At 67.2% G+C, this 11,745-nt stretch carries 10 protein-coding genes and 1 tRNA gene; 3 read left to right on the top strand and 8 right to left on the bottom strand.

Annotated elements, in window-relative coordinates; genetic code table 11:
- The 3 genes from AC5RUJ_RS01190 to AC5RUJ_RS01180 all read right to left on the bottom strand — a co-directional run.
- Positions 1-816: efflux RND transporter permease subunit (locus AC5RUJ_RS01190; RefSeq protein ID WP_494155554.1), on the bottom strand; the 816-nt coding region annotated here is incomplete at its 3' end.
- Positions 817-858: 42 nt separating this feature from the next.
- Positions 859-2,352 carry a malate:quinone oxidoreductase gene (locus tag AC5RUJ_RS01185; protein ID WP_494128159.1) on the bottom strand — a complete coding sequence of 498 codons (1,494 nt, stop codon included), beginning with the start codon at positions 2,350-2,352 and terminating at the stop codon, positions 859-861.
- 175 nt (positions 2,353-2,527) lie between these two features.
- Entirely contained in the window at positions 2,528-4,207 is a 1,680-nt protein-coding gene (locus AC5RUJ_RS01180; protein WP_494012379.1) for an ABC transporter substrate-binding protein, read from the bottom strand.
- 127 nt (positions 4,208-4,334) lie between these two features.
- Between AC5RUJ_RS01180 and AC5RUJ_RS01175 the strand changes: the two genes are divergently transcribed.
- Both AC5RUJ_RS01175 and AC5RUJ_RS01170 read left to right on the top strand, forming a co-directional pair.
- Positions 4,335-6,065 (top strand): ABC transporter ATP-binding protein, encoded by a 1,731-nt coding sequence (locus AC5RUJ_RS01175; protein WP_494128158.1) that lies wholly within the window; start codon positions 4,335-4,337, stop codon positions 6,063-6,065.
- Entirely contained in the window at positions 6,055-6,366 is a 312-nt protein-coding gene (locus AC5RUJ_RS01170) for a hypothetical protein (protein ID WP_494000058.1), read from the top strand. Before AC5RUJ_RS01175 ends, AC5RUJ_RS01170 begins: the two co-directional genes overlap by 11 nt.
- A 13-nt stretch (positions 6,367-6,379) precedes the next feature.
- Here AC5RUJ_RS01170 and AC5RUJ_RS01165 read toward each other — a convergent pair whose 3' ends face one another.
- The 5 genes from AC5RUJ_RS01165 to bcp form a co-directional block, all read right to left on the bottom strand.
- Positions 6,380-7,345 carry an ABC transporter permease gene (locus AC5RUJ_RS01165; RefSeq protein WP_494012376.1) on the bottom strand — a complete coding sequence of 322 codons (966 nt, stop codon included), beginning with the start codon at positions 7,343-7,345 and terminating at the stop codon, positions 6,380-6,382.
- Positions 7,346-8,347 carry an ABC transporter permease gene (locus AC5RUJ_RS01160; protein WP_493979914.1) on the bottom strand — a complete coding sequence of 334 codons (1,002 nt, stop codon included), beginning with the start codon at positions 8,345-8,347 and terminating at the stop codon, positions 7,346-7,348.
- Between the two features lie 147 nt (positions 8,348-8,494).
- Positions 8,495-10,186 (bottom strand): ABC transporter substrate-binding protein, encoded by a 1,692-nt coding sequence (locus AC5RUJ_RS01155; RefSeq protein WP_494128157.1) that lies wholly within the window; start codon positions 10,184-10,186, stop codon positions 8,495-8,497.
- Positions 10,187-10,461: 275 nt separating this feature from the next.
- A tRNA-Leu gene (locus tag AC5RUJ_RS01150) sits at positions 10,462-10,546 on the bottom strand.
- A gap of 85 nt (positions 10,547-10,631) precedes the next feature.
- Complete coding sequence (bcp, locus tag AC5RUJ_RS01145; RefSeq protein ID WP_494012375.1) at positions 10,632-11,105, bottom strand: thioredoxin-dependent thiol peroxidase; 474 nt, start codon at positions 11,103-11,105, stop codon at positions 10,632-10,634.
- Between the two features lie 113 nt (positions 11,106-11,218).
- On the opposite strand from bcp, the gene AC5RUJ_RS01140 reads away from it, so the two are divergent.
- Positions 11,219-11,677 (top strand): MarR family winged helix-turn-helix transcriptional regulator, encoded by a 459-nt coding sequence (locus AC5RUJ_RS01140; protein WP_494000054.1) that lies wholly within the window; start codon positions 11,219-11,221, stop codon positions 11,675-11,677.
- Positions 11,678-11,745 lie beyond the last annotated feature (68 nt).

Genomic DNA, 11,745 nt, shown 5'->3' with positions numbered 1-11,745 from the left:
GCCGGGGAACTGCCCGGGTGCCCGCCCCGCCTCCGGTGCGGAGCGCGCCGAGGGCTGCTCAGCCGTCGTCGTTTCAGCGGGGGAGAGCGGCAGGTTTTCGATGGCCGCCAAGCTGTCCAGCGGGCTGCCGATCTGCACGGAGAGGCTCTGGCCGTCCTGTTGCACGGCGCCGGCGGGGACCAGGCCGCCGCTGTTGGCCAGGCTGTCCACAATGGCGGAAACGCCGACGCCGGCCTCCGCCATGGCATCGTCGTCCGGCACTATGGCGATGTGCCGGCCGGGGCCGCCGGAGACCTCGGCCCCGCGCACTCCGGGGATGTTCTGCAGCCGGGGCACCGTGAGGCGGTTCAGCTCGGTGCTCAGCTCGCTCAGGGTCAGGTCGGAGGACACCGCCATGAAGACGATGGGGAAGTCATCGATGCTGCCGGCCAGCGACAGTGGCGAGACGTCGTCGGGCAGTTGCTGGCGGACGTTGGAGATGGCACGGTCCACCTGGCTGCGCGCCCGGTCCAAATTGGTGCCGTAGACGAACGTCAGGTTGACGGTGGAGAACCCGTTGCGCGACACCGCCGAGGAGGACTCGAGGCCCTCGACGGCGGTGAGCGCGCGTTCGAGCGGTTCGCTGACCTGCTTGTCCACTACCTCCGGCGACGCGCCGGGCATGGAACTGACAACGGTGATGCGCGGGAACTCGAGCGAGGGGATGAGTTCCTGCTTCAGCGAACCCATGGTGATCACGCCGAAGACGGCCACGAAGACCGTAATCAGCGCGATCAACGCACGATTCGCCAGGGACAGCGTTGCCAGCTTGTGCATGGCTTGAAGCTTAGTTCAGCGGTCGTACGGGGCGGACGGGGATCATGCCAGTTCGAGTACCCGGTCGGTGTCGGCGGTGATTTCGGCCAACAGCGAGGGGTTTTCGTTCAGGTTCACGCCGTAGCCGGGGAGCATGTCCTTCAGCTTGGGTTCCCAGCTCTTGAACTCCAGCGGGAAGCAGCGTTCCAGCAGGCTGATCATGATCGGCGCTGCGGTGGATGCCCCGGGGGAGGCACCGAGCAGGGCGGAGATGCTGCCGTCGGCGGACGCGATGACCTCGGTGCCGAACTGCAGGGCGCCGCCCCGCTTCGGGTCCTTCTTGATCACCTGGACACGCTGGCCGGCGGTGATCAGCTCCCACTGGTCGCCGGCAACGTCCGGGTGGAAGGCGCGCAGGGCCTCGTTCTTGCCTTCGCGGGTCTTGAGCACCTCGGTGACCAGGTACTTGACCAGGCCGAAGTTGTCCTTGGCCACGGCCAGCATGGGCACCAGGTTGCCCGGGCGCACGGACGTGGGCAGGTCCAGCAGCGAGCCGGTCTTGAGGAACTTCGGCGAGAAGCCGCCGTACGGGCCGAAGAGCAGGGAGCGCTTGCCGTTGACGAAGCGGGTGTCCAGGTGGGGCACCGACATGGGCGGGGCGCCCACGGAGGCCTGGCCGTAGACCTTGGCGTTGTGGGCGTTGATGACGGTCTCGTCCGTGCAGCGGAGGAACTGTCCGGACACCGGGAAACCGCCGTAGCCCTTGGACTCGGGGATGCCCGAGCGCTGCAGCAGGTGCAGGGCGCCGCCGCCGGCTCCGATGAACACGAAGCGGGCGTTGACCTTGGTTTTTTCGCCGGTGGCGTTGTTCCTGATCTCCAGGGTCCAGCGGCCGTCGGTGTTGCGGGAGACGTCCAGCACCCGGTGGCCGTAGTTCAGTTCCACGCCATGGGCGGTCAGGTAGCCCGCGAGCTTCCGGGTCAGGGAGCCGAAGTCCACGTCGGTGCCGCCGGCGACGCGGGATGCGGCCACGCGCTGCTGCGGATCGCGGCCCCGCATGATCAGCGGCGCCCACTCGTTGATGACGGCGTGGTCTTCGGAGAACTCGATCTGCTCGAACAGCGGTTCCTGCTTCAGCGCTTCGTGGCGGCGCTTGAGGTAGTCAGCATGGTCATCGCCCCAGACAAAGCTCATGTGCGGCAGCGGGTTGACGAATTCCCGGGGCGACGAGATGTGGCCCTCGCGGATCATGTGCGACCAGAACTGGCGCGAGACGTTGAACTTCTCGTTGATGCCCACGGCCTTGGCGGTGGGAACGGAACCGTCCGCCGAGGCGGGCGTGTAGTTCAGCTCGCAGAGCGCGGCGTGTCCGGTGCCGGCATTGTTCCACGGGTCCGAGGCTTCCAGACCGACCTCGTCCAGGTTCTCGAACAGGCTAATGCTCCAGTCCGGCTGCAACTGCTTGATGAAGGAGCCGAGGGTGGTGCTCATGATGCCGCCGCCAATCAGCGCGACGTCGACGTTCTGGGATGATCCCGAGGGAATGTTTGCAGTCAACTTCAATCTCCAATAGCAGCTGTGCCAGCAATTAGAAGCCTAGCGCCCTGCGCCAGCGAGACTAAAATCTGCCGTCTTCGATGTGACCCAGTAGACAGACGCGGCGGGATCTCCAACGTTACAATTTTCCGCCCGAGGCGGCCCGTCACCTACGCACCGGGCGCCGCAGCCGGCGTCAATCCTGCCCCAGCTCGATCTTGTTGTAGACCTCGTCGAGCATCGGGCTGGCCGGGTAGCTCACGACCCGGGGCCCCATGGCCAGGGCGGAGATGGGGAACGCGAGCGGCACCGCGGGGACCGCCCGCGCCAGCTGCTCGTTGATGCTGTAGTAGGCCTGCACGCGGTCTTCGCCCTCGGGGAGGGTCTTGGCACGGGCTATCTTGCTGCGGATCTGCGCGCTGTCGTAGCCGAACTCCATCGACTTGCTGCCGAAGAGCGGGCCCACGAAGTTGTCCGGGTCGCGGTAGCTGCCGCTCATGCCGGACAGGTGGAGGGCATGGTCGGTGGAGCCCTGGATCGTGTCGAGGTAGCCCTCGTCCCAGGGAATGGGCACCGGCTTGATATTGATTCCGACGGCGGTGAGCTGGCGGCTCAGCTCCGCGTACACCTTTTCGGGGGTCGGCAGGTAGGCCCGCGTGACGCCCAGCGGATAGTAGAAGGTGAGTTCGGCGCCGTCGTACCGGGCGTCGGCCAGCAGTTCGCGCGAACGCTCCGGATTGTATGCGTAGTAGGGGATGGTCTCATTCGTCACGCCCAGGCTGCGCGGGATGAACTGCATGGCCTCCTTGGTGCCCTGCAGGAAGAAGCTGTCGATCAGCGCCTGCCGGTCGATCGCGTGGGCGATGGCCTGGCGCATGGTGATGTCGTCCAGCCCGTCGGCCGCCTGGTTCATGCCGAGGTAGACCACGGAGAACGGGTCACGCTGCAACACCTGCATGCCGGCCCGCGCCAGATCCGCGTACGTGGCCGGGGTGACCAGGTCGTAGCCGTCGATGTCCCCGGCTTCCAAGGCGCGCAACCGCGTCATCGGATGCGGGAGCGCCTTGAACACCACGGTGCGCACGTCGCCGGCGGCACCCCAGTAGCCCGGGTAGGCGGAGAGCACCACGCGGTCCCGTTCCCAGTTGGCGAACGTGAACGGGCCGGTCCCCACCGGGGCCAATCCGTAGCGGGATACCTTGTGGCCGCCGCGGTCCTCCGTCAGCCGGTCGGCCGCCCCGGCCTTCAGCGCCGCCGGAGAGGAGATGGCAAAGGCCGGCATGGCCAGCGATGCGACCAGGCCGGTGAACCGGCGGGTCAGGTTCAGCTGCACTTCCAGCGGGCCCAGCACCTCGCAGCTGTGGTAGAGCGATTCGTCCTCGTCCTCGGCGAACGCGCCGAAGACCGACCGGAAGGCCAGCCCGCCTTCCACCGGCCGGGCGTCGCCGGGGAGCCGGTACCAGCGTTCGAAATTGGCGCGGACCGCTTCGGCATCGAACGCCGTTCCGTCATGGAAGGTGACACCCGGGCGCAGCCGGAAGCGGTAGGAACGGCCGTCGTCCGCTTCGCTCCATTCGGAGGCCAGCCGCGGCGCCGGAACGCCCGTCGCCGGGTCCACCCCGACGAGTGTTTCGAGGATCTGCCGGGTCACCCGGTAGGACTCGGTATCCAGTGCCAGCGCCGGATCAAGGGTCACCGGGGCGGCGGCAATGCCCATGGTGAAGGTGGTGTCCGCGGGCGAGGCCGTCGGCGGCTCGCTGGCCGGGGCGGTTGACGGGGCGGGCCTGCCCGGTTCGGGGGTGCAGCCGGTGAGCAACACAGCCGCTGCCGCTGCGCCTGCCTTCAGCACGGTGCGGCGCGCGGTGGGTGGTGTCACGCTTCAGGCTCCTCGGGGCAGGCGGGGATGATCCTCAAGTCTAATCGACTCCCGTCCTCGACCCCGCGCGGCGAATTCCCGATGAGAGATAGGCCACATCCGCGCGTCTTTGGGGCAGGATGGGACCATGACCGAACATGCCGACGACGCGGCCCTGCTCGAGGTACGGGACCTGGCCGTTGCTTTCCGCACCACCTACGGGCAAGTCTCTGCGGTGGAGGGCGCCTCGCTGCGCCTGGAACCGGGCAAGACCCTGGCGATCGTGGGTGAATCCGGATCCGGGAAGTCCACCACGGCGATGGCCGTGATCGGGTTGCTGCCGGATAACGGACGGGTGACCGCCGGGAGCATCCGCTTCGACGGCCAGGAGCTCGTGGGGATGCCGGAGCATCGGATGCGCACGATCCGGGGCCGCCAGATCGGCCTGGTCCCGCAGGACCCGATGTCCAACCTGAATCCGGTCACCAGGATCGGCTCGCAGGTGGCGGAGACCCTGCTGGTTCACGGCATGGCGACCAGGCGGGACGTGGACCGGAAGGTTGTGGAGGTCCTGGAGGCTGCCGGACTGCCCAACGCCAGGGAACGCGCCAAGCAGTACCCGCATGAGTTTTCCGGCGGGATGCGCCAGCGCGCCCTGATTGCCATCGGCCTGGCCTGCCAGCCGCGGCTGTTGATCGCCGACGAGCCGACGTCGGCGCTGGATGTGACGGTTCAGCGCACCATCCTGGACCAGATCGAGTCGATGACCCATGAATTGGGGACGGCGGTGCTGCTCATTACCCACGACCTGGGGCTGGCGGCCGAACGGGCGTCGGAACTGGTGGTGATGCACCGCGGCAAGGTGGTGGAGACCGGGCCGGCACGGCAGCTGCTGGAGGATCCGCAGCACCCCTACACCCGGGCGCTGGTGAAGGCGGCGCCGAGCGTCGCCGCCGTGCGCCTGATGCCGGGGGCGTTTACCGGGAACGCGGCGGTGCGGGCCGAACGGGCGGAGCAGGTCTTCCAGGAACACGTCACCGAGGCTCCCGCGGCCGCCGAGGCGCAGAAGACGGACAACATCGTGGAACTGCGCGACCTGACCAAGGTGTACAAGATCCGCGGCCAGTCCGAGGACTTTTACGCGGCGAAGAACGTGACGCTCGACATCCCGCGCGGACACACGGTCGCCATCGTCGGTGAATCGGGCTCCGGCAAGACCACCACCGCCCGGATGCTGCTGAAGCTGATCGAACCGACCAGCGGCACCATGACCTTCGACGGAATGGATGTGGCCAACCTGACCAAGGCGCAGCTGCGGGACTTCCGCCAGCGGGTGCAGCCGGTGTTCCAGGATCCGTATTCGTCCCTGAACCCGATGTTCACCGTTGAGCGGATTGTCGAGGAGCCGCTGTCCACCTACAACCGCGGCAGCGCGAGGGAGCGCTCGGTTCGCGTGCGCGAGCTGATGGACGAGGTGGCGCTGCCGCAGAACATGCTGCGGCGCTACCCGTCCGAACTCTCCGGCGGCCAGCGCCAACGCGTGGCGATTGCCCGCGCCCTGGCCCTGAAGCCCGAGCTGATCATCTGCGACGAGCCCGTCTCCGCGCTGGATGTGCTGGTGCAGGCGCAGATCCTGAAGCTGCTGGGCGACCTGCAGGCGGAGCTGGGCCTGAGCTACCTCTTCATCTCCCATGACCTGGCCGTGGTGCGGCTGATCTCGGACTACGTCTGCGTGATGAAGGACGGCGAACTGGTGGAGGCGGCCAGCTCGGAGGAAGTGTTCACCAACCCGCGGCACCCCTACACGCGGCGCTTGCTGGCGTCCATACCGGGCAACGAACTGGACATCCAGGCGGAGGATCCGGAGATTGCGTCCTGAGGATACCGGGCCCGGGGCCGTCCCGGAGCCCGACGACCACCGGCCGGAAGGCTTCGGCTTCCGGACCGGGGTGCGCAGCGCCGCGGTGGCCATCGGCTTCGCGGTCTTCGTGCTGGTGATCGGCACGGTGCTGCTGGCGGTCGGGGCCGTCATCTTCATCGGCGAGGGCAGGTGGGGCGCCCTCTGGTGGCTGGCGGCGCTGGAAGTGCTGTTCATCGCCGGCTTCGCCGCCATGATGCACATGGCCCGCCAGCGACGGCGCCAGGACGGCGGAGCCCCGCCGGCCACCCTGGCCGGCTGATCGGCAGCTGCCGCTACTTGGCCCGCGTCTTGGGATCCAGCGCTTCCCGCAGGGACTCGCCCAGCAGCGTGAAGCCCAACGCGGTGACGGCGATGCACAGGCCGGGCAGGAACGCCAGCTGCGGCGCGATGCCCAGTTCTGCCTGCGCGTAGGTGAGCATGCGGCCCCACTCGGCGGTCTGCGGGCGCCCGCCGCCCAGGCCGAGGAAGGAAAGCGCTGCGGCGTCGATGACGGCGGTGGCCAGCGTCAGCGTGGCCTGCACGATGACCGGACCCACACTGTTGGGCAGCTGGTGGCTCATGATGATGGTGCCCCGGCTCAGGCCCAGCGTCTGCGCCGCCAGCATGTAGTCCGCGCTGCGTTGCGAGATCATCGACGACCGCAGCAGCCGCGCGAAGATCGGCAGCTGGGCCACGCCGATGGCGATCATCACCGCGTACGCCCCCTGGCCCAGGATGGCCGCGATGGATACCGCCAGCAGCAGGTTCGGCACGGAGAGCAGGATGTCGACGCCGCGCATGATCACGCTGTCGATCCAGCCGCCGAAGCCGCCGGCGAGGATGCCCAGCAGCATGCCCCCAGCCAGCCCCATCGCGGTCGAGACGACGCCGATCAGCAGCGAGGCCTGCGCGCCCCAGATGAGTTTGCTGAACAGGTCCCCGCCGAAACGGTCCAGCCCCAGCGGAAACCCTTCCACCTCGCCGAAGCCGGGAATGTGCGTGGGTGTGATGTACGTGCGGCCGGGCAGATCCTGGCCGCCATAAGGTGCCAGCACCGGCGCCAGCACGGCGGTCAGCACGAACAGGCCCACGATGACGGCGCCGGTGATGGCCTGCGGATTCCGGCGGAGCCGCCGGAACGCGTCCTTCCACAGGCTGGTGCCGCCGGGCCCGGCGCCGGCGGGAGCGCCGGGTGCCCCCGGTGGCTCCGGGGTGGTGCGGATGTCGCCGCCTGACTGCGGCGGAAGCGTTGTGCTCATTTAAACACGCACCCTCGGGTCGATGATGCTGTAGGAAACGTCCACGACCAGGTTGATCAGCGAATACAGCACGGCGATGAAGATGATGAACCCCTGCAGGACGGGGTAGTCCAGGTTGAAAATGGCGTCGCGCAGGAACCGCCCGATGCCGTTGAAGGCGAAGACCGTCTCGGTCAGCACGGCCCCGGAAATCAGCAGCCCCAACTGCAGGCCGATGGTGGTGGTGACCGGCAGCATCGCGTTGCGCAGGATGAACCGGTTGCGGATGGTCTTCTGCAGCAGGCCCTTGGCGCGGGCGGTGCGCACGTAGTCAGCATTCTGCACCTCGAGGACAGACGCCCGGGTGATGCGCACGATGATGGCCAGCGGGATGGTGCCCAGCGCGATCCCGGGCAGCGCCAGGTGCAGCAGCGCATCCCAGGCGGCATCCCATTCGCGGGTGAGCAAACCGTCGAGCACATAGAAGTCGGTGACGTGCGTGGCGTTGATCCTGGGGTTCTGCCGGCCGTCGGTAGGGAACCACGGCAGCTGGATGGCGAACAACCACTTGAGGATGAAGGCCAGGAAGAAGACCGGGACGGTGATCCCCACCAGCGACAGCACGACGGAGGAGTGGTCGGGCCACTTGCCGTAGTACCTCGCGGCCTGGTAGCCCAGCGGAATGCCGATGCCGACGGCGATGATGAGGGCGACGATCGTCAGCTCCACCGTCGCCGGAAAACGGGTGGCGAACTCCGTCAGCACGGGCCGGCCGGTGAGGATCGACGTGCCGAAATCTCCCTGGAGCAGCTTGCCCATGTAGACGAAGTACTGCTCGATCAGCGGCCGGTCGAAGCCGTAGAGTTCGTTGATCCGTGCCACCGCCTCGGGTGTGGCACGGTCGCCGAGCAGCGCCGTGGCGGGCCCGCCGGGCAGGCTGCGGACCCACAGGAACAGCAGCAGGGAAAGCCCGAAGAGCGTCGGGATGAGCAGCGCGATGCGCTTGATAATGACTCTGAGCACAGCGTCCTTCCGGATCCCGGTCCCGGCGTGGCGCCGGATACGGTGGAAATTGCCTCTTCGGCGGCAGGCCCGGCGCCGCCCGCTCGTAGTTCGGGCCGGGGGCCTGCCTGCCGGGATCCGCGGTATGCGGACCCCGGCAGGACGGGGCTACTCGCTGAGCTCGATGGCGTTGAACACCTCGTCGTTCACCGGGCTGGCCGGGTAGGAGGTCACCCGCGGGGCGAACGCGAGCGACGGCGCCGGGTGTGCCAGCGGGATCGCCGGGAGGTACTGCGCGATGTCCTCGTTGATCTCCTCGTACAGCGGCGTCGCCTCTTCGATGCTGCTGGTCTCACGTGCCTTGGACAGCTTGTCGAAGAGCTCCTTGTTGTTGAAGCCGAACTCCGGCTTCTCCTGGCCGAAGAAAACCCCGACGAAGTTGTCGGTGTCGTTGTAGTCGCCGGTCCAGCCGAGCAGGTGGATGTCGTGGTCGGCGCTGGCCTGGATGCGGTCCAGGTAGTCCGGAGACCACTTGTCCGGCTGGGCCTCGATGGTGATGCCGACCTCCTCAAGCTGGGCGCTCAGGTTGGTGAACACCTGTTCCGGCGTCGGCATGTACGGCCGGGACACCCCGGTCGGGTAGTTGAACATCAGCTCCAGGCCGTCGCCGTAGCCAGCCTCTTTGAGCAGCGCCCGCGCCTTCTCCGGGTCGTACTCGTAGGTGGTGACGTCGTCGTTGTAGCCGTTGACCGTGTCCGGAACGAACTGCGTGGCGACCTTGGTGCCCTCGGGCAGCGTCTGGCGGACCAGCGCGTCCTTGTCTATCGCGTGGGCGATCGCCTGCCGGACCTTGAGGTCCTTCAGCGCCTCCTGCTCCTGGTTCATGCCCAGGTACAGAATGGTGAACGGATCGCGCGCAATGACGTTGAATCCGGCGTCGGCCAGCGACTGCGTGTCGGCCGGCGCCACCAGGTCATAGCCGTCGATGTCCCCGGCCTCCAGCGCCTGCCGGCGGGCATTGGGGTCTTCGATAATGCGGAAGATGATCTCCTGGACCTGGCCCTGTTCGCCCCAGTAGCCGTCGAAGGCGGAAAGCTGCAGGGACTCGCCGACCGACCAGCTGTCGAACTTGAACGGGCCCGTGCCCACCGGGTGGCCCATGGCATATTCGCTCAGCTCCGGAGCCTCCTCCGAACCTCCGACGTCGTCGGCTTTGAACTCTTCCAAAGCGGTGGGGCTCTGCATCGCGAAAGCCGGCAGCGACAGCGCCGGAATGAAACCGGCGAAGGGCTGGGCCAGGTTCACCGTCACCTCGGTGTCACTGACCGCCTCGCAGGAGTCGTAGACTGCGGTCTCGGGGGAATCCGAGTAGCCGCGGAACAGCGAGCCGTAGTAGTAACTCACCGACTGGGACTGCTGGATCCCCTCGAAGTTATACCAGCGGTCGAAGTTGAAGCAGACGGCATCGGCATTGAAGTCGGTGTCGTCGTGGAACTTCACGCCCTCCTTGAGCTGGAAGGTGTAGGAGAGCCCGTCGTCGGACATCTCCCAGGATTCAGCCAGCAAGGGTTCAGGGTCCGGCGTTCCTTCCTTGACGCCGACCAAGCCCTCGAAGATCTGGCGGCTGACGCGGAAGGACTCGCCATCGCTGGCGAAGGCCGGATCCAGCGACTTGGGATCCGACGACGCGGCGAACACGAAGGTCGGATTGACTCCCTCCGTCTCGCCCTGCGCTCCGCCGCCGCGCTCGCTCTCGGCACAGCCGGACAGGACGAGTGCGCCGGCGGCCAGGCCGGCAATGACCGCTCCGGCGCGCCGGCCGCTTCGCTGGCCTCCGGAAAAGATGTCAGTAAATGACATGGACTGCTCCTCGGGGACGTGAGGTGTGACGCCGACTTTGTGTACGGCAGCCGGCGGAGGCGCGGTGGCGCGTCCGCTTGATGAGAGCTTAGTCACATGTCTGATTGAAAGCATCGGTTTCAGGTTCCGCGGTTGGGCCAAAACCATCACAATTTGGTGACGAGTCCCGTGCCTGATGGCGCGACGACGGAGGTGGAGGCCTCCGGGCCCTTGGGCCCGGAGCGGGCCGTGGAACGCCACGAGCCCCGCAACGTACGTGGCGGGGCTCCTGGTGATGGTGCGCAAGGCGGGACTTGAACCCGCACGTCCGAGGACACTGGAACCTAAATCCAGCGCGTCTACCAATTCCGCCACTCGCGCATTCGTTCCGGGCATGCCGGAACAGGAATCAGTCTACCGGCACGGCGGCACTCGTCTGGCGGGGACTTGTGCCTCGCGCAGACACCTAATTGTCCAGGCCGAGGTCGCGGCGCAGCTTGGCCACGTGGCCGGTGGCCCGGACGTTGTACTGGGCCAGCGCCACCTTGCCCTCGGGATCCACCACGACCGTGGAACGGATCAAACCCTCGTAGACCTTGCCGTAGTTCTTCTTTTCGCCCCAGGCCGCGTACGCCTCGGCTACGGCATGGTCTTCGTCTGAGAGCAACGGAAAGTTCAGTTCTTCCGTCTCCGCGAACTTCACCAGCTTCGGCAGTGGATCGGGGGAGACTCCCAGCACCGCGTATCCGGCGCCCTTCAACGAGTCGAGGCTGTCGCGGAAGTCGCAGGCCTGCTTGGTGCAGCCCGGTGTCGAAGCTGCGGGATAGAAGTAAACCACAACGTTTTGGCCACGATAATCGGCCAGCGAGACGGTGTTGCCCGCCGAGTCCTGCAGCGTGAAATCCGGCGCGGTGTCGCCGGTCGACAGTCGTTCGGCCATGGGGCAGCTCCTTAGGGATCCGGGGTTTCACACCAGCATAGCCAAGACAGTCCTCCGGCCGTTCCGACTACGTACGTATACTTGAGTGCATGCCGGATTTGAAGAATTGGCCGATGCCACGGTTGCTCTCCACCGCCGCCCGGCTCGTCGAGCACGAATGGAACGACAAACTGGCCGGCCTTGGCCTGACCCACGCCGGCGTCATTGCCCTTGAGGTGCTGGCCGCCGAAGGGGAAATGACGCAGGCGCAGCTGGCGACCCGCGTCCGGGTGCAGGCACAGACCATGGGCAAGACCCTGGGCAGGCTGGAGGTCCACGGGCACATCATCCGTGCCCGCAGCGATGTGGACCGCCGGCGGCAGATCGTGCAGATAACCGACGAGGGCAAGCGGGCCCTCAAGCATGCCGCCGAACTGGAGCGGCTGCTCAGCAGCGGCAGCGGCGACCAGATGGATGAGCTCAAGGAGCGGCTGACGGTGATCATCCGCAGGCTGGGCAACAGCCGCTTCGGTATCGGCGCGGTGGAAACCATCGACATCGCCGAGATCGACGGCTACGAGGACGGCGACTGACCCGCCGGCGTCCCGGTCGGCCGGAACCCGGCATCCTGAAGGCGCAGCCGGCGCTGCACCAGGCGCTC

Source organism: Arthrobacter sp. Y3223164, from assembly GCF_059091005.1.
The sequence above is the reverse complement of the archived record's forward strand: the minus strand, read 5'-3'. Positions and strand labels throughout refer to the sequence as shown.